17 protein-coding genes and 3 pseudogenes are annotated in these 21,763 nt (G+C 58.5%); 9 read left to right on the top strand and 11 right to left on the bottom strand.

Annotated elements, in window-relative coordinates:
* Positions 1 to 65: 65 nt before the first annotated feature.
* From NDY25_RS19950 to NDY25_RS19935, 4 genes and pseudogenes are all read left to right on the top strand, one after another.
* On the top strand, positions 66 to 320 hold the full coding sequence (locus NDY25_RS19950) for a hypothetical protein (protein WP_233366426.1): 255 nt from the start codon (positions 66 to 68) through the stop codon (positions 318 to 320).
* An 18-nt stretch (positions 321 to 338) separates the two neighbouring features.
* Positions 339 to 1,447, top strand: a protein-coding gene (locus tag NDY25_RS19945) for an IS3 family transposase (protein WP_256627460.1) whose coding sequence is annotated in 2 segments (ribosomal slippage) — positions 339 to 600 and positions 600 to 1,447 — 1,110 coding nt in all. Because the reading frame shifts where the segments join, the coding sequence is not laid out codon by codon here.
* 173 nt (positions 1,448 to 1,620) lie between these two features.
* Positions 1,621 to 1,980, top strand: coding sequence for a hypothetical protein (locus tag NDY25_RS19940; RefSeq protein WP_168960084.1), 360 nt, complete (start codon positions 1,621 to 1,623; stop codon positions 1,978 to 1,980).
* A 688-nt stretch (positions 1,981 to 2,668) separates the two neighbouring features.
* A pseudogene (locus NDY25_RS19935) lies at positions 2,669 to 3,353 on the top strand (site-specific integrase); the annotation flags it as partial.
* 1,045 nt (positions 3,354 to 4,398) lie between these two features.
* Here NDY25_RS19935 and NDY25_RS19930 read toward each other — a convergent pair.
* The 3 genes and pseudogenes from NDY25_RS19930 to NDY25_RS19920 all read right to left on the bottom strand — a co-directional run.
* A pseudogene (locus NDY25_RS19930) lies at positions 4,399 to 5,976 on the bottom strand (RHS repeat domain-containing protein); the annotation flags it as partial.
* A 1-nt stretch (position 5,977) separates the two neighbouring features.
* Entirely contained in the window at positions 5,978 to 6,301 is a 324-nt protein-coding gene (locus NDY25_RS19925; RefSeq protein ID WP_168960086.1) for a hypothetical protein, read from the bottom strand.
* Positions 6,298 to 6,693 (bottom strand): DUF4329 domain-containing protein, encoded by a 396-nt coding sequence (locus NDY25_RS19920; RefSeq protein ID WP_256628016.1) that lies wholly within the window; start codon positions 6,691 to 6,693, stop codon positions 6,298 to 6,300. Before NDY25_RS19920 ends, NDY25_RS19925 begins: the two co-directional genes overlap by 4 nt.
* Before the next feature lie 2 nt (positions 6,694 to 6,695).
* Here NDY25_RS19920 and NDY25_RS19915 point away from each other — a divergent pair, with 2 nt between their 5' ends.
* Positions 6,696 to 7,676 carry an IS5 family transposase gene (locus NDY25_RS19915; protein WP_233366556.1) on the top strand — a complete coding sequence of 327 codons (981 nt, stop codon included), beginning with the start codon at positions 6,696 to 6,698 and terminating at the stop codon, positions 7,674 to 7,676.
* Between the two features lie 90 nt (positions 7,677 to 7,766).
* Here NDY25_RS19915 and NDY25_RS19910 read toward each other — a convergent pair whose 3' ends face one another.
* Positions 7,767 to 11,045: an RHS repeat-associated core domain-containing protein gene (locus tag NDY25_RS19910; protein WP_256627643.1), complete on the bottom strand. Its 3,279-nt coding sequence runs from the start codon at positions 11,043 to 11,045 to the stop codon at positions 7,767 to 7,769.
* A 37-nt stretch (positions 11,046 to 11,082) separates the two neighbouring features.
* On the opposite strand from NDY25_RS19910, the gene NDY25_RS19905 reads away from it, so the two are divergent.
* Positions 11,083 to 12,227 (top strand): IS3 family transposase gene (locus tag NDY25_RS19905; RefSeq protein ID WP_256627483.1). Its coding sequence is split into 2 segments (ribosomal slippage): positions 11,083 to 11,320 and positions 11,320 to 12,227, totalling 1,146 coding nucleotides; the frame shifts between segments, so codons are not numbered across the junction.
* Between the two features lie 188 nt (positions 12,228 to 12,415).
* On the opposite strand, the gene NDY25_RS23235 is transcribed toward NDY25_RS19905, so the two are convergent.
* The 5 genes and pseudogenes from NDY25_RS23235 to NDY25_RS19880 form a co-directional block, all read right to left on the bottom strand.
* Positions 12,416 to 12,544: a hypothetical protein gene (locus NDY25_RS23235; RefSeq protein ID WP_233362385.1), complete on the bottom strand. Its 129-nt coding sequence runs from the start codon at positions 12,542 to 12,544 to the stop codon at positions 12,416 to 12,418.
* A 481-nt stretch (positions 12,545 to 13,025) separates the two neighbouring features.
* A complete protein-coding gene (locus NDY25_RS19895) occupies positions 13,026 to 13,433 on the bottom strand; it encodes a hypothetical protein (RefSeq protein WP_168960112.1) in 408 nt (135 codons plus the stop codon).
* A 164-nt stretch (positions 13,434 to 13,597) separates the two neighbouring features.
* On the bottom strand, positions 13,598 to 14,617 hold the full coding sequence (locus NDY25_RS19890) for a ParA family protein (RefSeq protein WP_256627642.1): 1,020 nt from the start codon (positions 14,615 to 14,617) through the stop codon (positions 13,598 to 13,600).
* 631 nt (positions 14,618 to 15,248) lie between these two features.
* Positions 15,249 to 15,489, bottom strand: a pseudogene (locus tag NDY25_RS19885) (DNA-binding protein); the annotation flags it as partial.
* A gap of 184 nt (positions 15,490 to 15,673) precedes the next feature.
* A complete protein-coding gene (locus tag NDY25_RS19880; protein ID WP_078589359.1) occupies positions 15,674 to 15,952 on the bottom strand; it encodes a hypothetical protein in 279 nt (92 codons plus the stop codon).
* 284 nt (positions 15,953 to 16,236) lie between these two features.
* On the opposite strand from NDY25_RS19880, the gene NDY25_RS19870 reads away from it, so the two are divergent.
* The 3 genes from NDY25_RS19870 to NDY25_RS19860 all read left to right on the top strand — a co-directional run bounded on the left by NDY25_RS19870 (position 16,237) and on the right by NDY25_RS19860 (position 18,314).
* On the top strand, positions 16,237 to 16,701 hold the full coding sequence (locus NDY25_RS19870) for a hypothetical protein (protein ID WP_251757318.1): 465 nt from the start codon (positions 16,237 to 16,239) through the stop codon (positions 16,699 to 16,701).
* Positions 16,698 to 17,483 carry a M48 family metalloprotease gene (locus NDY25_RS19865; RefSeq protein WP_256627641.1) on the top strand — a complete coding sequence of 262 codons (786 nt, stop codon included), beginning with the start codon at positions 16,698 to 16,700 and terminating at the stop codon, positions 17,481 to 17,483. The genes NDY25_RS19870 and NDY25_RS19865 overlap by 4 nt, the downstream gene beginning before the upstream one ends.
* A 648-nt stretch (positions 17,484 to 18,131) precedes the next feature.
* Positions 18,132 to 18,314, top strand: a complete 183-nt coding sequence (locus NDY25_RS19860) for a hypothetical protein (protein WP_078589436.1) — start codon at positions 18,132 to 18,134, stop codon at positions 18,312 to 18,314.
* Positions 18,315 to 18,594: 280 nt separating this feature from the next.
* Here NDY25_RS19860 and NDY25_RS19855 read toward each other — a convergent pair whose 3' ends face one another.
* A complete protein-coding gene (locus NDY25_RS19855; RefSeq protein WP_256627640.1) occupies positions 18,595 to 19,797 on the bottom strand; it encodes a tyrosine-type recombinase/integrase in 1,203 nt (400 codons plus the stop codon).
* 307 nt (positions 19,798 to 20,104) lie between these two features.
* On the bottom strand, positions 20,105 to 21,670 hold the full coding sequence (gene guaA, locus NDY25_RS19850) for a glutamine-hydrolyzing GMP synthase (RefSeq protein ID WP_168957440.1): 1,566 nt from the start codon (positions 21,668 to 21,670) through the stop codon (positions 20,105 to 20,107).
* Positions 21,671 to 21,763: the final 93 nt, after the last annotated feature.

Below are 21,763 nucleotides of genomic sequence, written 5' to 3'. Positions count from 1 at the left end.
CGCTCCGACGCCGCGGGCGTAGCGAGGCCGCCCGTTCCGCCTCGCATCATTGAAGGAACCGCATCATGCCTACCACCGTGAAGCAAATCCCCGGCTTCCGCGCCATCGCAAGCGGCAACAACATCGTGGTCCAGGCCGGCAACCCGACCCAGTACTTCGTCTCGCATATCGCGCCGTATCCCAACCGGGATCTGGTGGTCGGCAACACCTACAGCATCTCGGACCCGAATTATCCGCCCGGAATCGTAGTAGAGCTGGTGCACGTGTCGACTCCCCGTAAAATTGATCCATCCATAACTAGAGGTCTCCGGGCACACTAGCCACCAAGGAGACCAACGATGCGCAAGAGCAAGTTCACCGAAAGCCAGATTGTCGCCACGCTGAAGCAGGTTGAGGGCGGCCGCCAGGTCAAGGATGTGTGCCGTGAGCTGGGCATTTCCGATGCGACGTACTACGTCTGGAAGTCCAAGTACGGTGGCATGGAGGCAGCCGATGTGCAGCGCCTTCGCGACCTGGAGACCGAGCACAGCAAGCTCAAACGCATGTACGCCGAGCTCGCCATGGAAAACCATGCATTGAAGGATGTCATCGCAAAAAAGCTGTAGACCCGGCGCACAAACGCCCGCTTCTTGCCTGGCTCGTCGAGCAGCATGGCTGGAGCGAGCGCCGGGCCTGTGCGGTCGTTGGCGTGGCTCGCTCGACAGTGCGCTATCGGCGTCGTCCCGATCGCGACGAGGAGGTCATTGCGCTGTTGTCCGAATTGGCCGAGCGTTTTCCCGAGCGTGGTTTTGGAAAGCTCTTTCAGATCATCCGCCGTCGCGGACATGTGTGGAATCACAAAAGGGTGTGGCGCGTGTATTGCCTGATGAAACTCAATCAACGTCGTCGCAGCAGGCGCCGGGTCCCGACGCGTCATCCACAACCGCTGGCATGCGGAGAGCGACCCAATGCTGGATGGTCGATCGACTTCATGTCCGATGCGTTGTGGGATGGTCGACGCTTCCGCACGTTCAATGTCATCGACGATTTCAGTCGGGAAGCCTTGGCGATCGAAGTGGACTTGAATCTCCCGGCCGCCCGCGTCATCCGCACCTTGGAACGCATCGCAGCCTGGCGCGGCTACCCCGCCAAACTTCGCTTGGACAATGGCCCGGAGTTTGTCGCATTGGCCTTGGCCGAGTGGGCCGAGCGCAAAGGCATCGCCTTGGACTTCATCGAGCCGGGGCGTCCAATGCAAAACGGTTTTATCGAACGCTTCAACGGCAGCTACCGGCGCGGCGTGCTGGACATGCATCTCTTCCGCACGCTGAGCGAGGTTCGCGAACAGACCGAACACTGGCTGGCCGACTACAACCAGCAGATCCCGCACGACAGCCTGGGCGGGCTAACGCCCGCCGAGTTCCGTGATCAACATCAACCGCAGACCTCTAATTTTGGCTGGCATTGAATTACGGGGAGTCGACACACGCGCCAGGTGGCGGAATGCAGACCGCCACGTTCCAGCAGCAGACGTAATGTGGACCGGCGGCGACCCAGCCGACACGCCGGGCCGCCACCGGCTTGCGGGCAGTCGCGATGCAAGACTACCGGAGTGACACCCATGCGCTATCGGAGGATGCAATGACGGGCAAAGTCTATATCGCAAACATCAGCGCCTCGGCCGCGACGTACTCCATCAATAACACGCCCGTCAGCACGCCCGCACGCCCGATGAATTTCGCCACATGCACGCCCTACTTCGTCATCGTCGCACGCTCGCGCTACCCGGACCCATCCGGCACCTTCGCCATGGGATCCAATGACTTCTCCGTGCAGTTCGCGGACACGATTCCGCCCGAGCACAAACAAATCAATTGCGTCGTCGTGATTCCCGACAGCAGCTCGATCGACGATGACCTGATTCTCTACGTGTTCCGCAATTCGGTCAGCCTGCTTTCCAGCCGGGGGATCGTGCTGCCCGACACCACACAAGCGGCTTGAGGTAAGCGTCGGAGATGGGTTCTTCAATGCCTGAGTCGAACAGATCGACATTGGCGGCCATGCGCACGCCTGCTTCAAGAACGCCAACCGGTTAATGGATGAACTGCGCTCTTGACCAGATAAATCTTGGGCATCGTAAGACGGATGTGGCTCTATAAAGTCGCCAACAGCGCATTGAGCGCTTTGGATAGAGGCTGAACTCAGCCACCTTGCTGCCAGACGCGTTTGTAGCCGAACCACCCGCCTAGATTCGGCGCGAAGGTGGCAGCAAATTAGGCAACAGTGGCCTGCGTCTGTCTTGCCAAGAAGTCGAAGATGTCCCGACTTGCGTTCTTCTCGGATCTTCGGGATCTCGAGAAAATCTTAACGCTGTGGTCAAGCAACAACGCGCCTTGATTTGGCGGAGAGAGTGGGATCGGATCACCTCCGACTTAACCCATTCAATCCGTTGCAGAAAGCCTGCTTGGCAGGTTTCCTTTCGATGTTTCCTCGATCATAACGCCGGGCTTGGCTCGATTGCTAGCGCCCGCTTGCCATCGGCAAGTTGCTGACGCCATTGTCTGTCTGCATAAACTCGGACCTCACAGACATGAGCAACTCAAACAGCCCGCTTGAAGCACGTTTCGCCGTGTTGGTCGATTGCGACAACGTGCCGACGGACATCGTGGAGCACGCGTTGCTCATGGTGGCCCACCAAGTCCAGGCCTTAATCGCACCCGCGACCTTCGAAGCCCTGACCTGGCAGCGCGATAGGCCTCCCTCATTGGCCTGTATACCGGCGCCCGCGCGTCGGAGGTCGGCCAACTGCTGACCGCCGATGTGGTGGAGGACAGCGGTATCCCCTGCATCCAGATTTCAGATGAGGGAGAGCATCAGAAGGTAAAGACGGACGTGAGCTTGAGGACGGTGCCGGTCCACCCCGACTTGCTCGCGCCCTGGGCTTCCTGGACTGGGTCGAGCAGGCGCGGGGCCAAGGCCAGGAGCGCTTGTTCCCGGCGGCCAAAGCCGATGCCAAGAACGGCCAGGGGAACTGGATCTCCAAAGCCTTCAGCCGGCACCTGGCCGAGGTGGGCAAGAACTGGCCCACGGCCAAGCGAGGCCTCCACTCGCTGCGCAAAACCCTGATCCAAGAGTTGCAAGGCGCGGGCGTGGTGTCTGAGCTCCGCGCCCAGTTGGTCGGCCACGAGCTGGACGACGAGCACCACGTCACTTACAGCCGGGCCTTCACCGCCAAGGAGAAGCTGGACGGGCTCCGGGCTGTCTCACCGGGCCTGTCCGTGCTTGCTTATGGCCTCAGCCTCGATGCCCTGTTGGCCTTGATGAATCAGACAACATCGGTCGTTTCCTTGAAAAGGAACGCTCTGAGAGCTTGATGACCTCAGCGAAGGCGTCAACTGACAACGAGCGAAAATATCCTCTACAACGTCAGGCATCCACAGGCTGCAGCCAAGGCGCATCTGTCGTATCAAACAGACTGCGCCCTAAATGGCTGCAAGCAATCGAACGAAGCGGCATCTGCGACCAGATTAGGGTCCTACCGCTGGATTTGAACAGAGCCTCCTGTAAATATCAGGATTCACACTGTTCCACCGATACTGCCTGCCGGAAGCCGCCCCTAAAAACACAACTTGCTGATATTTCAGCGACTCACCGCTCGCCTTCACCTCTCTGCTCTCACATCCATAACGTATGTCCACGATAGTGGCACCTGCAAATCCAACGTTGTCCTGGACAAGCTGGTATTGGCCAGCAGGCAATTGGCGATCAAACACTTCAGGAACAGCCACACTCTGAGCAGTTTTATAGGACATCATCGTGAGACCCGAATCAATATCAGAGTAAACATCGATTTCGGTAGCATCACTAGGTATGCCACCTAGCGACGCTGAAACTGAAAAATCATTCGACCTCTCCAGGCTTTCCAGATCCTTATAACTTCTTGGGGCGTCATAGGGGCACAGCCCGAAAGAGCAAGAAGAGCGAACGACAAAAGTGTGGATCTACTCATCTCCACCCCATTCCGGCACGTTCTGAATAAGAAGCCAACAGCGCTGCGGCACAAGCCAAAATCACAAGCAAACTACCCATCAGGCTGCCGCTGAGCAGCATTGCTCAGCGGCGTTACAAGCGCTTCAATTTAAAGTGAAACTATTGGGATGTAGACCAGCCATAAAACTTGGGTAAACCAAAATAATCAGGGAGCTCACTTTTTCTTCAAGAGATAGTTTTCGACCGAATAAGATGCAAGAGATACGACACCTACAAACGCGACAAAGAAGAGCACCCCCAAGATAGGCCTATAAACTCTTAGCCCAAAGAAATACTCAATTGCCAAGCAAAGCAAAAGCCCGACGTAAATGGCTATCAAGACCGCAAAACCAACTATTATGGTTTTATCAGACCTCAATTTTTTCCAATTTATTTCGTGCACCACACCGTCCTCGTTTGACATTGCTGTAATCCAGCCGAAACCTGTGACCCTATGCCAGCATTGATTCCTACCGAAGCGTTTCCATCCCTTGCCAACTCTACAGAACCTTTTGCGCCAGCCCCCTCCATGGCTCCAAGCTGCCACTGCATTGATTCGCTCTTCCCCACTGAAGAGTTTCCGGTGCCACACGACATGCCGACGGAACCTCCCAGGCCTCCAATGAAGCCACCCGCTACCGGGGTTGTTACACAACCTTTCACATAAAGGCATGCTGTTCCAGCAGTGTCGAGAGCGATGCCTGCCTCGCCGCTCCCACCCACGGCAAAATTGCCGTAAGAAGCGCCAACGCCAAACTGAGCATTGAAATCACCTTTGTATCCAGTCTCTTGCGATTTGCGCCACTCCTCTCGCTGTTTGCCAGGAGGGAAAGACCACCAACCAGGCGATTCAAGCCCGAAAAGGTCACTGGCGTAAAAGGGGTTTAGGCCTACATAGGCGTATGTGCTAATTCCGCCTCTCAAGCCGAGAGGATCACTCTGCCCATACCGCCCGGTAGCAGAGTCGTAGTCCCTGAAGTAATTTTGATTCAAGCCGCTAGCCGCATCAAACCGCTGCCCCGGAAACCGCATATCCAACACCAACGCCGCACCATCTCCGTCAGGATCCTGATCCGGCGCGGTGTTGCCGAAGGCCTCGCCCTTCAGGCTCCAGCTCCACACCGCCACGTTACGAACCGGGTCAACCACCACACGCGGGCTGCCCAGGTGATCAGGTTCGATGTAGTGCAGCTTGTTTGCGTTGGCTAGCAAGCCGACCGGCATGTCGTCCAGCCAGATCGCCTGCTGCTTGGGCGCGCCATTGGTGTCGTAGTCGCCCAGCCAGTGGCCGGCTTCATCGTAAAGCGTGTAGGTGTTGGTGGTGCCGAGGAAGCGGCGCACCTGCTCGCCTTTACCGTTGTAGCGGTAGTTCATCACCACCGCGCCTGCACGCTTGACCATGCTCATGCGGCCGGATGCGTCGTAGGGGAACTCCCGCGCTTTGCCGCCGATCGTCAGCGTATTTCCCGCTTTGTCGTAAGTGCGCGCCACGCTTGCTACCGCACTCAGGCGATGATTGGTCGCTGGATAGGTGTAAGCCTGTGTAACGCTTCCGACCTTGGCGCTGAGGCGATTGCCGGTGGCGTCATAGCTATAGCCGTCGATGACTGTTCCTGTGATGCCATCGGTGAGGGCAGTGAGGCGGCCGAGCGTGTCGTAGCCCAGGCCGATCTCCCGCGTTGGATTGCCGGCTGGGGTCAGTGCGGTGAGATTGCCCACCGGATCGAAGCCGAAGCCCACTTCCAGCCCGCCGGGGCGGGTGTCCTGGATCGCCTGCGGGCGGTAGTCCAGATCGTACTGGCGGGCGAGGGTGCGGCCGTAGGTCCAGTCGGCAGCAGGGCCGAACGGGCAATAGTTGGCGTTACTCAGCAGCACCTGGGGGTTGCCGCCAGCCTCGGTGACGCCGACTTCGGTGGTCTGGCCCTGGGCGTTGTGCACGTAATCGACCACGGCCCCGTCCGGAAAGGATTTATTCATACCCCTTAAAGCTTATAATTTTCGCGTCCTTTTTGTTCAGCGTGTATTCTCCGCCGCCGCCTATGATTCCTAGGCGCTTATCCACTAAAAAGACGACTATTATTTTTGAGGGCGTTTTTGCAATTCCCATCGAATAAGAGTCAAGGTCTCGCAGCAACGAGTAATCGCCACTGGGTGGATGCATTGCTATTACCCTAGTTTGAAAATCTTTACTTGCTGCTTCAATCGCTTTGATAGTTTGTGTGCTATTAGGTTCCGCGTCAGAAGTGTCAACGAAGAATAGCGACAAAAATATAACTAAGGATTTGAATTTCATAATTGCCATCCAAAAGCATTGTTGAGAAATTCCAAAAGCCTGTTGTTGTTGCCGTCACATCCACAGCCGGAACTTTGAATCGCGCCTGGGAGATCACTGTAGGGCGAGCCTGAAGTGGAAAATCTCAATAACTTGCCTGAGGGTGTTCCTAAGTAGGCCGCATCTCCATAGGGTATTCTTGTGTCAGCCTTTGAGAACGCTTCTCCCACATAGCCCGGAGTTACATCCCCGTGTGTGTGATACGCGCCAGTTGCTCCATCCGGCCGCGGGCCAGGATTTACTGAAGATGTTAGCCCGCGACGTGGCGTCGTGTAACTGTAATACCCGTTAGGGAACCTCTGAACAACGCACCATAGATACGCGACACTACCCGCCTCATGTTGAGGAGTAATCCATGCAACTGACGTTCGGCGACGCTGAAGGCCTGGGCAAGCGCAAGCAGACCCGCCGGGAGATCTTCCTGGCCGAGATGGAGCAGGTCGTTCCGTGGCAGCACTTGCTCGGTCTGATCGCACCGCACTATCCGGTGTCGGGACGCCCTGGTCGACAGCCATACGCACTGGCGACGATGTTGCGGATTCATTTGCTGCAGCAGTGGTATGCGTTGAGCGATCCGGCGATGGAAGAAGCGCTGCACGAGATTCCGACCTTGCGGCGCTTTGCCCAGCTCGGTGGCTTGGACAACGTTCCGGACGAGACCACGATTTTGAACTTTCGGCGCCTGCTGGAGACCCATGGCCTTGCCGCGCGGATGCTGGACGCGGTCAACGCGCATCTGGCACGCAAGGGGCAGAGCCTGCGGTCGGGCACGATCGTCGATGCGACGCTGATCGCTGCACCCAGTTCGACCAAGAACGCCGATCACGCGCGCGACCCTGAAATGCATCAGACCAGGAAGGGCAATCAGTGGTATTTCGGGATGAAGGCGCACATCGGCGTGGATGAATTTTCCGGGCTGGTGCACCACGTCCATTGCACAGCCGCCAATGTCGCCGACGTCACGGTGACGCACGCATTACTGCATGGCAAAGAAGACAGCGTGTTCGGCGACAGCGGCTACACCGGTGCGGACAAACGCGAAGAACTGCAGACCTGCAAGGCTGCATTTTTCATTGCCGCCAAGCGTTCGACGCTGAAAGCCATCGGCAACAAACGCGAGCGTGCTCGGGAACAGCGTTGGGAACACTTCAAGGCCAGCGTGCGCGCGAAGGTGGAGCATCCGTTCCGGGTGATCAAGCGCCAGTTCGGTTACACCAAGGTCCGCTATCGCGGCCTGGCCAAGAACACCGCACACGTGCTGACCTTGTTTGCGCTCTCCAATCTGTGGATGAAGCGAAAGCAGTTACTGCCTGCCATGGGGAGCGTGCGCCTGTAACCCGGGGAATTCCCAAGGAAAGTGCCAGAAATAGCGGAAGATCCGAAGATCCAAACGCGACTCTCCGGACCGACGCGACATCCCGCACTCTCAGGCCTCGTTGTTCAGACCTTCCTTAGGCTTTTGATATACCCAGCCACCGTATTCCAAATCTTCTCTTATCGATGCCGGTAGGATGTCTTTAAGCGCCTGAGCTGCTGCCAAATTTTCTGTTCTGTAACAATCGCCCGGAAGCAAGCCAAATTTGTCCGACCAACGGAATGGACTTGAGAGGCTATAAACGTAAGTGCCGATCCCTCCATGCAATCCAATCGGATCACTCTGCCCATAACGTCCGGTTGCAGAGTCGTAGTCCCGGAAGTAATTCTGATTTAGTCCACTGGCCGCATCAAACCGCTGCCCCGGGAACCGCATATCCAACACCAACGCCGCACCATCGCCATCCGGATCCTGATTCGGCGCAGTGTTGCCGAAGGCCTCGCCCTTTAGGCTCCAGCTCCACACCGCCACGTTACGAACCGGGTCAACCACCACACGCGGGCTGCCCAGGTGATCAGGTTCGATGTAGTGCAGCTTGTTGGCGTTGGCCAGCAGGCCTACCGGCATGTCGTCCAGCCAGATCGCCTGCTGCTTGGGCGCGCCGTTGTTATCGTAGTCGCCCAGCCAGTGGCCGGCTTCATCGTAAAGCGTGTAGGTGTTAGTGGTGCCGAGGAAGCGGCGCACCTGCTCGCCTTTACCGTTGTAGCGATAATTCATCACCAGCACGCCTGCACGCTTGACCATGCTCATGCGGCCGGATGCGTCGTAGGGGAACTCCCGCGCCTTGCCACCGATGCTCAGCGTATTGCCTGTCTTGTCGTAGGTGCGCGCCACGCCAGCTACTGCACTCAGGCGATGATTGGTCGTTGGATAGGTGTAAGCCTGTGTAACGCTGCCGACCTTGGCGCTAAGGCGATTGCCGGTGGCGTCATAGCTATAGCCATCAATGACGGTTCCGGTGACACCGTCGGTGAGGGCAGTGAGGCGGCCGAGCGTGTCGTAACCCAGGCCGATCTCCGGCGTTGGATTGCCGGCTGGGGTCAGTGCGGTGAGATTGCCCACCTCATCGAACCCGAACCCGACATCCAGACCGCCAACCGCTTTGTCCTGAATGGCCTTGGGGCGGTAATCCTGGTCGTAAGCTCGGGTCAGCACGCGCCCGTTGCCGTAGGTCCAGCCGGCCACCGGGCCCATCGGCAAATACGTGACACCCTTGACCAACACCTCGCGCGAGCCTCCAGGCGCGGTATAGCCCACCTCGGCGATCTGGCCCAGCTCATTGCGTACATAGTCAACCATCGCCCCGTCCGGATAGACCATGCTCGTCAGGTTCCCGCCTGCCGTATAGGCATAACGGACCGTCAATGCCTTGCCATTGGTCGTCTGGACCTTGCGCACAATGTCGCCGAACCGGTTGTAGCAATACTGCGTCGTGCCGCTGCCGTCCTTCATGCTGGCCAAGCGCCCGGCTGCGAACTGCTCTCCCGCCACGCAGACAGCCGGGGCCACGTCGTAGACAAAACGGGTCTCAAGCGCTGCATCGGCATAGGACACCGATACTGGCCGGTTTAAGGCATCGTAGGTGTAGGTGGCCTGCCGGTTGGCTGCGTCCTTCCTAGATAGCACGTTGCCTGCGTCGTCGTAGGTGAAGCCGGTGCTGCCCGTGTCGGGACTTGTCAGCGCCAACAGTTCGCCCAGACCGTTGCGCTGGTAGGTCGTCTTCAAGCCTTTCGGATCCGTCACCACTGACGGTTGTCCAAGCACGTCGTATTGAAAAACGCTCGTCGCCTTGATGCCGCCGGCGTCTTCGATACTCTGCTTCAAGCGATGCAGGGCATCGTATGTGTAGGCGCTAGACCGGCCCAGGGCGTCGGTTCGCCCCTTCATCGTGCCGACCGCATCGTAGGCAAAATCGGTCGGATTGCCTTGCGCATCCGCCTGCGTTGTCAGGCGACCGAGTTCGTCGTAAATACGGGACACCGTGAACATCAAGGTGTTCTTGGCATCCGTGATGTCCTCCTTGATCCGGTGTCCTGACGTGTCCAGCGTGTAGACGAAGGAGTTGCCGTAACGATCCGATACCTTGGTCAGCCGGAATGCGCTGTCGTAGGTAAAGTTAGACACGTCGCCGCCCGGCAGCGCCACCTGCTTGACCAAGCCGGTGGGCCAATAGCTGTAGCGCGTAATGCGGTCATCCGCCTCCGAGCCGCTATCCTGTCCACGGACCATGCTTGCCGTCAGCCGACCTCGCGCATCGTAGCTGTAGTCGGTCACGACCCCATTCGGATCCTTCTGCGACAGCAGGCGCCCGGCGCTATCGTAACTGAGGAACTGGGTGACCTGGCCCACTGCATTGGTGATCGTCTTCAGGTCCCCGCCTTGGGCTGCGGGATAGTAGTCGTAGGTAGTGGCGTCGCTGAGATCCGTGCGCGCCCCGTCCACACGCAGCAGCACTCCCACCAGGGGGCAGCTTCCTGCGGTTACGTCGGCCTGCTCGCAATAGGTGAAGGTCTGCTGGCGCTGCTTCCCGGAAACGGCATCTTGCTCGACCTGGGTCAGCACTTGACCACGTTCATTGCGAGTCCATCGCTTGGACACAACCAGTCCCTGCGCCCCTTTAACATTGAGCTCGGTCAGTTGGTGGGTCAGCGCATCCCTCACTCTCTCGGTGCGCGCCAACTCCGGCGTGCCATCGCCGACCGTTACCGCTGATTGATACGCCGGCGCGTATTCGTAGGAGACCTTACTGCCCGATGCGTCCGTCACGCTTTGCAGTCGACCATCGCTGAAGTAGGTGCTGGAAGTGCTGGCTGCGCCTTCGGTCACGTTGTTGACCGGGCTGAAGATAGTAGACCCATACTCGAAGCGCTTGACCGCGCCAGATGCCTGGGTGACTTCCGTGACGCCTTCGGCCACGTAGTTCAGAGTCACTCCATCGACCGCCCCGGTATCGCCATGGAGAACGCTGCTTATCACGCGTCCATAGGTGTCGTAACCAAACGATGCATAGCGCTGACCGCTCTCCCCGGTGATACCAGTCAAATAGTTGACCAGCTGAGGTTCCGCAAGTCCCTTCTCGTGATAGTGGTAAAGGCGCTTCACACCATCGGGATACGTGGCGGCAATCAAATTACCGTCAACATCGTAGTCGTAAAGAACGATTCCGCCACCCGGAATCTCCATGCCCGTGACACGCCCGTCCGTATAGGCGAACGTCACCGCGCGGCCATGGCCATCAACCAACCGCGTAATGCGTGTGCCGTCATAGACCACGGTTACGTCACGGTCCGGCGAGGCTGGATTGTGATACGCCCAGGGTTTCCTAGACATCTCAAGGCCATGGAAAATGGTCGATTCGGAGGTGTCTATGAGCAGCAAGCGGTATACGGATGAGTTCAAGATCGAGGCGGTCCGGCAAGTGACTGATCGTGGGTTCAAGGTGGCAGAAGTCGCCGAGCGGCTGGGTGTCACGACGCACAGCCTGTACGCCTGGCTGCGCACGTTCGGCAAGTCTGGCGTGGTGCATCGCGCCGAGGTGGACCAGAGCGCCGAGGTTCGGCGGCTGAAGGCAGAGTTGCGTCGAGTGACCGAGGAGCGCGACATCCTAAAAAAGGCCGCCGCGTACTTTGCCAAGGGGTAAAGGCAAAGTACGCCTTCATGCAAGCCCACTGCGGGGAATTCAGGGTGTGTGCGATGTGCCGGGTATTGCGGGTCAACCGGTCGGGTTATTACGCCTGGTTGTGCTCGCCCAACAGTGAGCGCGCCAAGGAAGATGATCGCTTGCTTGGACTAATCAAGCACCACTGGCTGGCCAGCGGCGGTGTCTATGGGCATCGCAAGATCACCACGGATCTGCGCGATCTGGGTGAGCGTTGTAGTCGCCATCGGGTGCATCGGCTGATGCGCACCGAGGGACTGCGTGCCCAGGTGGGCTATGGTCGCAAACCGCGCTTCCATGGAGGGATGCAGTGCAAGGCGGCTGCCAATCTGCTTGACCGACAGTTCGACGTGACGGAGCCGGACACGGCCTGGGCGAGCGATTTCACCTTCATCCGCACGCATGAAGGCTGGATGTACCTGGCTGTTGTGATCGATCTGTTTTCCAGGCAGGTCGTCGGCTGGGCGATGCGCGATCGGGCCGACACCGAGTTGGTCGTGCAGGCCTTGTTGTCTGCGGTGTGGCGGCGCAAACCCAACACTGGTTGCTTGGTTCACTCGGACCAAGGGTCTGTCTACACCAGCGATGACTGGCGCAGTTTCCTGGCGTCCCATGGCTTGGTGTGCAGCATGAGTCGGCGTGGCAACTGCCACGACAACGCACCCGTAGAGAGCTTCTTCGGCCTGCTCAAACGCGAGCGGATCAGGCGGCGGACCTATCCCACCAAGGACGCCGCTCGCGCCGAGGTATTCGACTACATCGAGATGTTCTACAACCCCAACCGCCGCCACGGTTCAACTGGCGACTTGTCCCCTGTAGAGTTTGAACGGTGCTACGCGCAACGAGGGTCTTGAGTGTCTACGGAACCCTGGGCGTATCAAATGCCACCAAGCGCCCCGCATGGCGGCTTGCTGCACAGCGGCTTCTAGCTCGGCAAGAGGGTCGGCAGGGATTTGCGTAAAAAAACAGCCAAAAGTGAGCTAACTAGCTGTCAGCAAAGGTTTTTTAAACGACTCCCTGCCGACCCTCATCCCGGCCTCCCTCAGTAGCCCGCTTCTTTCTGATGCCGGAAGGCCAAGACGTACACCGCATCGGCGGTCGATTCGTGGCGATACAGGGCGACATAGCGGGAATACCCGAACGCTATCACCAGCTCGCGCAGCTCCGGCAGTGGCCGGCCAATGTCCGACGACTTCTCTAGCAGCAGGAATTGCCGCTCAATGGCATGGCCGGCGCGCTAGGCCGCTTCCGGGGCCTTGGGCCACCAGGAAGCGCCGGTAGTCAACCAGGTGCGGACTTGCTCGCCAGTCAGGTGGCGGCCGGTTTCCTGATAGGCCGTCCAGGACGCCAAGCTTCCTGCCTTGAAGCTCTCGCGCGCTTCCTCGCGCTGCACGTGAGTTTTCGATCGCTTCCAGCATAATCCAGTAGGCCGAGCGGCGGCGCTGGCTGGCGAGCTGCTGGACGCGGCTTTTCAGGCCGTCATCGATCTAGAGGTATGTTGCCATAGCCCAGCCTCTCTTATCATTCGGTGATACCTTGTGTTAATACACTTCCCCTGCCCTGCCGTCCATGCGCTGAATCTGTCTTGACGGTCGGCAGGGATTCGTACAAGGACCTTTTCACACAGCTAGTAGCTCGCTTCTGAATTTTTTTTAAACGAACCCTCGACTCCACCGGAAGGTTCCCGACGCGACTTCAATTTGCGCGGCTTCGCGCAATTGTTCCAGCCACTGGCGGCGCTCATCGGACAAACCTCGCGTGAACGCCTCAAATCCATGTCGTTCCGACACCACGATTGAGGGCCGCTTTTGAGTCCCCCGGAACCTTGATATCCAGACCAACAAGTCCTCTATGTGAGCGCGGAAGGGATCGCCAAGTCCATCATCGGCCGATGCCAGCGCCAGCGGCTCTGCCATCCACCCTTCTCGCCAGTAAAGGCCACCGGCGTTGCGGTAAAGCAGGCCCGATAAGCGAGTAGTCCAGCCGCCACCATCCACCTTGCCCCGGGGTTCAAAGGGTTCAACCTGAACCACCAGCAGCGCGGCCGGTTCCAGGCTCATCAATTCCGATAGATACCGAAAGCGGTTGTGCTCCCACTTGGAGCACGACGGCTTGCGCGGCTTGGGTTGGCGGTGGATTACATGCACAGCGAAGGGCTCAGTTTGATTGGTGAGTGCTGACCAAGAAGCCAGGCCACCCAGGCCGCCCTAATGCTAAGAGCTTTCTACAATTTAGTCGCTATAGAATTAATAGCTTTGATGGCTAAATCACGATAATCTTTATTCACTTCTACACGGTGTCCGCTGATATTAAGCTTGCCCGTCTTCAATATGTCGAACGGTGTACCACGAGCAAAGGCTACTACACCTGTTGTACCAAAATCGCGTATTTCAACTATACCGTCGGTGACTTTGTTGAAGGTGAAATGCTCACCATATGAATTAACCAAGTCAATCAAATCAGTGTCGATCCCAGACAAGACTGCGGCGTAGGCCGATGCAGAACCCATGTACTGAGTTAGGCGATTTTTCAAGATTAAGTGCACTTTCGGGAGCGATCGGCCAGCCACCTTCATTTTGCTGGCAAACGTGTACTGCTCATATACCTTTGAAGGAAGCTTGAGGCCGTAGATGAGCGAAAACGCATTCTGGATTGCGCGGCGCGATGAGTCATCAGCCATCACCGGAAGCACAACGCGATCAGCCGCAGCGAGCACAATCTGCGTATACATAGAAAAACTCGGATTTGTGTCAATAAAGACAATGTCGTAGTCACTATCGATACGAGCCAAAAAGTCACGCAGCCAGTCGATTACCCCGAGCCATGTGTTTACCCCTGGCAATTGTAAGTTTGCCAGTGAATTCATTGCTATGGCTTGCAGTTCAAGTAACGGGTCGCCGCAAACAAGGTCGATAGACTTCGGAATTGACGAGTTGTACTTCCACGGACTGGTGATGTATTCCTTCGCATTGAAACTCGGGATCTGGTGAACGGAGGGCATGCGCAAATCGAAGTAGCCACCGATACTGCACCGAGGGGTCATGCCCTGCCGCTCAAGAAGTTTACCGCTACCGCCATTCTGAAGACCACCAAGAAACAACTCCGACATATTTGCCTGAGGACATATGTCTATGGCCAAGATGCGTTTCGTTGGATTACTTTTTGCATATTTGCAGATAGTCTGGAAGGCAAGGCTTGTCTTGCCTGTCCCACCTTTATTGTTCCAAATTGCGTAAGTTAGCATTTCATTCAATCAAAGGTCAAAAAAAGACTCTATCAGAGGTCGGCAGGAATTCGTGTAAAAAACAGCAAAAGTGATCTAACTAGCTGTCAGCAAAGGTTTTTTACACGAACCCCTGCCGACCCTCAGCCACGCTCGACCATCGCTACCTTTGACGATGCACTGAGAGCCCCATCGCCAATTCCGCCGATGACGGCAGCCGCCGCTGGATCTCGCATCGCCGCTTCTGACGATGAGATCTACTCTTTGACATTTGAGGGACCGAACTGCGGGGTTCTCCCGTCTGCGGCCGCGAGAACCGGCTATTCGACGGTCGGCAGGGAATCGTGCTGAACAGGGCCATCTATTTCGTACCGAGGTACGTACTACGTGATTACGTAATGTTTTGGGTTATGTCAGGCCACAAGTCCGCCATGCTCTAAAGCGGAATAATTCTGGTTTATCCCGCCTGATAGCGTTGAAAGCCCGGTTCTCCAGGGGGGCGCAGTATGGAACTTCCCCATCGCGCAGGATCAGGACGAGGGTCGGCAGGACGGCCGATATGCTTGCAAGGGCGCCACAAGACTTGCTATTACATTTAAATTCAATGACTTGCCCGAAAAATGGCTGTTCTCGGAACGATTCCCGGCCGACCCTCGGCAATGCCTGCCTGGGCAGAGATTAGCTCAAGTGCCTGCGCCTCATACGCATCGACCATTTGCGTGGTCAAGGCCTCAGCATCCAGGCGTTCGGCCCCCCAACCAGTTTGGGCCGCGCGCATTGCATCGTTTGCCGCCTCCTGGCGCACGGCGTCAACCGTAGGGAAAACCGGCCTGGTCAAACAGCGCCTCGGCGGCGGCAAAGATGCGATCACGCGTGTCCTTGGACAGATCCATGTACAGCTCCGTGCGGATTAACCAGTAAGAATAAGAATAATATTATTCTTACTGGCCAAGTGATTATTTCGTGACATTTTTCAGGGGTTCAGCCGACATACGTGTAAAAATCACTCACAGAATCCAATTTCTCTTGTAAAAACATGACTTTGCCAGATAAAACGGATTCCCGGCTTTTAGGCGATCAACGGCGAGGTGAAATCTCGCCGCGATCTTCCAACCAGGTGCGGACCATTTCGCCGGCGAGCTTGCTCAACGCGTACACCGCAACCAGGCCAACCAGCCACGGTGCAGCCATGTCGGCCATCTGCTCGGTGTACGCGCTCGCGTGCGGATCGTTCAGCACGAACAGCAGCATGGCGAACAGAAAGTACAGCGTAAACACAACGCCGAAGCCGACCAGGCCAGCGCGTGACAAGCCACGCAAAAGCGGCAGCAGCTGAGCGTGCAGAAACGTATTCATGGCGGAACTCCATCGAAGGACGGACAAACTCTAGCACTGCTGTCGCAGCTACTTTGGCCAGCCTCGCTGTAATGGAGCGCGAGTTGATCGTCAAGCGCACCCGTGCCGGACTGGAAATGGCCCACCAGCTTGGCCGCAGAGTCGGCCGCAAGCACCTACACCAAGGACCAATGGGTGACTGCGTGGAATTGGCCGTTATGTGCGCTGGCGGCCTCGCCGCGAGAGTGCTTGCAGCGCAGCCTTGAATGATCGAACATCAAACATCACTGTTTGATAGATCGATCATGACATCACCCATGTCCATCACCACCTTGGCCGCCCTCGCCAGTGCCGGCGTGCTGCGCACCGTGCAGCTGGTCGGCCAGGTCGGCGGCTACACCGTGATGGTGCGGGTGGGCCAAACCGAAAAGCAACTCACCGGCCAGCGTGGCGAGCCACGCGTGTTTGCCTCGCTCGACACCGCCGCCACCCAGCTGCTGGCGCTCGGGGTGACGGTGTTCGAGGTGTTGCCGGCCAACTACGTGCGTGCCCCGAAGGTCTACCGGCGCGGTCGCCCGGCCGCGTTGAAGGCGTTGGACAAGCTCCAGCGCCAGGCCAAACCCGCCAAGCCCAAGCCGGCCAAGAAGCCGGCCGGCGCGGCGACGGTGGCCACCGCCGCCAAGATCCTGCCCAGCGAGCGGGCGCAGCTGAAACTGCCCGGCTTGCCGCGCACCCGGAAAGCTGCCCGTGCCACCAGAGCATCCCCATGACCACTGCAACGCGCCTGCAGCTGCAGGCCACGGTCGATGCGATCGCTGCCCACGCCTACATCGCGCCACCGCGCGTGAGGCTCTGGCGGCATCGCAATGCACGCTATAACGCGCTCACGCACACCATCGCGGTGTCCCAAACACTCGCGCTCACACTCGATGCCAACCAGCGTTACACCTTGCTCGCCCACGAAGTGGGCCATGCCCAGCGGCGCGCGACGATGCTCAAGCGGGTCGGCAGCTACTTCTGGCCGCCAGCGCTCGCGCTGGTGGTTGGCGCGATGACCGCTGCCGCTGTCGGCAGCTTCGCCGCAAAGCCGCTCCCGCAGACCTTGTGTGCGCTTGTGCTGGGCATTGTTGCAGCCGTGGTCGCTGGGCAGCTTGCCGAGCGCACCGATCGACGCGCCCGCCGGGACAGCTACGCCGAGGAACTGCGCGCTGACCGTTTTGCCAATCGCATGGCCGGTGATCCGGCTGCTATGACAGCTGTGCTGCACGCGTGCGCCCGGATCGAGGATGGCGGCGAGCTAGGTGCTGAGGCAGAGCGACGCATTGCCTTTGCACAAGACAGTTCAACGCGAACCGGCCAGTCCAGACCCTCTGTTTGTCATCGGCGCCGCTTGAATGAACCTTGTGACCTTTGGTCGCAACCTATTCCTTTCGGGCTGCGGGCGCGATCAGTTCCTTCTGCTCAGGTAGCGGACCGGGACGGAAGCGCCCTCCCGCTCGCGCTTGCGACACGGCAAACTGCACATCATCTTCGGCATCAGAATGACTCTTAATCGAGCTTTGCCTCTTCAACCCTTGCAGTACACCCTGTGCCTCAAGATGAGTTGCCGGCTCTTGCGTCGTTTGCTCATTCGTGGTCCGGCCAGCGTGTTGCTCGACCACATATTCGCTCGCTTTCCCACTGGCGCCTGTGACGTTGAAGCATCCCATATAAGAACCCCTACTTAGAGTGCGGACTGCCAACTTCTCATGAAAAAGCGTAAACCTGCTTTAACCGAGCGAAAAACCGTGTGGACCGGCGAACTACTGCCCAGCGATCGGGCCCAGTTGAAATTAAGGGTCGGCAGGGATTCGTGTAAAAAACAGCCGAAAGTGAGCTAATCGCTGTTGGTAGTGGAGTTTTGTTACCCGGAAATATCCGCTAACTCACTGATGCAATGGGTCAAATCCGAGCTTGTGAGTCATTTTTACACGTATGTCGGCTGAACCCCTTTCACACTTCGACGCAACGCGCATAGCCGCCCGCGCGCCTCTTGGCACGACGTCTGCGCTTGGGTTCGGTAATGTGCGCCGGCAGTGACGCGGCTCGGGGCGGCAACGGCCTGATAATTGCCGCGATGCCCCAGCCAGCTCACCGCTTCCAGCTTCAGTGGTCACGTCGCTTGCAGCGGCGGACATGGCATGTCGCTTGGGAGGTGCCCATGCAGCTGGGAAGACATCGGCAGGGCGTGATTGACCTGGTGGTGAGCAACGGCAGATGGACCGTGGCCATCGGGCTGGACAACCGAACACCGCGCAAGAAGTCGATTCGCAAGCTCACGGTGTTTCCATGCGACCGGGCCTATGTGATCTGTCGCAGCGGATTGATCCACCGGGTGAAGTGACGGCGGCCGCGCTGTTGTGCGCGTAGCGCACGATGACCGCTCTACCACTGCGCGTTGATCGATACCCTCGGCCTGGCCAGGGCCTTGTCGTCGCCACGCTTGCCACATCACTCCCTGCTGACCTGCTTTTGCGGTGAGGGAGCCGCCGGCACTGCGCCTGGGGCTTGATTAGGCCGCGCGGTGGTTGGCGCAGTGCCGGTGGGATAGGGGCGCTGGCGCCCCTATCCAGGGGTGCTAAGCCTCGACGTTCGGGCAGGTGAGCGAACTGTCATCCTCTGGCTTACGCCTTCGACCGCTTCAGTGTCCATTCGTCAATCATGTCCGCCCAGTCCTGCAACATCGCCGTCCGCTGCTCACGGTACTCGGCCTTGTTGTAGACAGCCCTGACGCCTCGCTGTTCGTGCGCCAGGCATTTCTCAATCCAGTCCGTGTTATAGCCGGCCTCATGTAGCAGCGTGCTTGCAGTGCGCCGCAAGTCATGTGGCCCGAACTTGGCGAGTGACTTCTCTTCCTTCTGCGCCAGCCGATATGTTAGCGTCAGCACCTGGTTAAGCGTGGCGCTACTCATGGGCAAGTCCGAGTCGTATCGCGACGGCAACACGTAGTCCGATCCGCCGGCAAAGGTCTTGAGGGCAATGAAGATGTCCAGCGCCTGCCTTGACAGGAACACCAGGTGCGGATTGCGCCGCTTCATGCGCTCCTTTGGGATGGTCCAAAGCGCATCACTGAAGCTGATCTCGCTCCATGTCGCGTTGGTCAGCTCGCTCTTGCGCACCATCGTCAGCAGCAGCAATTTGGCGGATGCTCGGATAGATGGCGTTGTGCCGATGCGCTCCATGTACTGGTACATCAGGCCGATCTCATGGGGCGTCAGCGCACGGTCGCGCGGCTCGAACTTGGCGATAGTGGTCGGCCGCACCAGCTCTGCCGGATTCTCGACCTTCTGGCCGCGCTCAATAGCCCAGCGAAAGACCTGCAACACCACCTCGCGAGCATGCACAGCGGTCGCCGGTGCTCCGCGCTCCACGATGGTATCGGTCAGTGCGCGCAAGTCCTCGTGGGTGATCTCCACAAGCTTCTGATTGCTGAATTTCGGCTTTAGCTCGCGTTCGTAGACTGAGCGGCGCATGTCGCGGGTGGAATCGGCCATCTGGTAGCCCCGTAGCCACTTTTCCGCCCAGGCCCCGAACGTCTCCGCGTCCTTGACACGGACCTTGTCCCGCGCCTTTTCCTTGGCCGGTGACTTCCCGGCCGCGATCATCTTCTTGGCCTCGCCCAACCGCTCGCGTGCTTCTGCCAGGGTGATGCCGCCGACACCGTAGCGGCCGAAGGTGATGGTCTCCTGCCTACCGTGGATCGAGTAGTTGTAGCGGAACGAAATCGCTCCAGCGGCCGTGACGGCTACATAGAGGCCGTCGCGATCATTCACCTTGTAGAGCTTGTCCTTCGGCTTGAGGTTGCGCAGCTTGGTATCGGTCAACATGGTTCTCGGCCTGATTCAATTCAAATACCATGATCCAGAAGCCGGCCAATCCTTGCGTAAAATAACAATAAAATCATCGCGTTACGTAATTTCGATACCATGAAAATCCGCAAGGTGGTTACATGGCATCGGCGCCTTCTCATGCCATAGAAGCACTCAATGCCATCTCTCATGCCATGAAAAAACGGCGCTTGGCGATACTATTCATTGCAAGATGGCGCCGAACGAAATCACAAAAAATCCTGCAATGACGAGGACTTAGATATGTTTTCGTGCTACTAGATGCCAGCCGGTGCCAGACGCCGGATCATTCCCACTCGATCGTCGCAGGCGGCTTGCCGGAGATGTCGTAGACCACGCGCGAGACGCCGCGCAGTTCGTTGATGATGCGATTGCTGACCGTGCCGAGGAAGTCGTACGGCAGGTGCGCCCAGTGTGCGGTCATGAAGTCGATGGTTTCCACCGCGCGCAGCGCGATCACCCATTCGTAGGCGCGTGCATCGCCGACCACACCCACCGATTTCACCGGCAGGAACACCGCGAACGCCTGGCTGGTCTTGTCGTACAGATCGGCCTTGCGCAGTTCGTCGATGAAGATCGCATCGGCCTTGGCCAGCAGCTCGGCGTACTCGCGCTTCACTTCGCCCAGGATGCGCACGCCCAGGCCTGGGCCCGGGAACGGATGGCGATACACCATCGTGCGAGGCAGGCCGAGTTCGACACCGAGACGACGCACTTCGTCCTTGAACAATTCGCGCAACGGCTCGACCAGACCTAGCTTCATGTGCTCGGGCAGGCCACCGACGTTGTGGTGACTCTTGATCACGTGCGCCTTGCCGGTCTTGCTGCCGGCCGACTCGATCACGTCCGGATAGATCGTGCCCTGCGCCAACCACTTGGCATTGGCCAGCTTGTTGGATTCTTCGTCGAAGATATCCACAAACAGGTTGCCGATGATCTTGCGCTTGGCTTCCGGGTCGCTCACGCCTTCGAGCTTGGCGAAGTAACGATCGGCCGCGTTGACGCGGATCACCTTGACGCCCATGTGCTCGGCGAACATCGCCATCACCTGGTCGCCTTCCTGCCAACGCAGCAGGCCGGTGTCGACGAACACGCAGGTCAGCTTGTCGCCGATCGCCTTGTGCAACAGCGCAGCGACCACCGACGAATCGACGCCGCCGGACAGGCCAAGAATCACTTCGTCATCGCCCACCTGCGCGCGCACGCGCGCGATCTGGTCGTCGATGATGTTGGCCGCCGTCCACAGCGTCTGACAGCCGCAGACATCGACCACGAAGCGACGCAACAAGGTCTGGCCCTGCAGCGTGTGGGTCACTTCCGGATGGAACTGCACGCCGTACCAGCGCTTGTCCTCGTTGGACATCGCCGCCACCGGTATGCGGTCGGTCACTGCGGTAACGGTGAAACCCGGCGGCACCTGCGAAACGTGATCGCCGTGGCTCATCCACACATTCAAACGCGAGGCACCGGCATGATCGGTCAAGCCGGCGAACAGCGCATCGGCCGCCACAACATCCACTTCGGCATGGCCGAATTCGCGTTGGTCGGCCGCTTCTGTCGCTCCGCCCAGCTGCGCAGCAAGCGTCTGCATGCCATAGCAGATACCGAACACCGGCAAGCCGCTGTCGAACACTTCCTGCGGCGCAACCGGCGCACCCGGCAAGGTGGTCGATTCCGGCCCACCAGACAGAATGATGCCCTTGGCACCGAATCCGGCAATCTCGGATGGATCATGATCCCAGGCCCAGATTTCGCAATACACCCCGATCTCACGGATACGCCGCGCAATCAGCTGGGTGTACTGCGCGCCGAAATCGAGGATGAGGATCTTGTCGGTATGGATGTTGGTCATTGAGGGCCGGGATTGGGGAGTTGGGATTGGGGATTAGCAAAAGCGGAAGCGACGACCGCTGCCAGATGAGGAAGCGGTAGGCTCTTGCGAATC

Source organism: Xanthomonas hortorum pv. pelargonii (assembly GCF_024499015.1).
GTDB classification, from domain to species: Bacteria; Pseudomonadota; Gammaproteobacteria; order Xanthomonadales; family Xanthomonadaceae; genus Xanthomonas; species Xanthomonas hortorum_B.
Note: the sequence above shows the minus strand (reverse complement) of the source record. Positions and strands in the feature narration are given on the sequence as shown.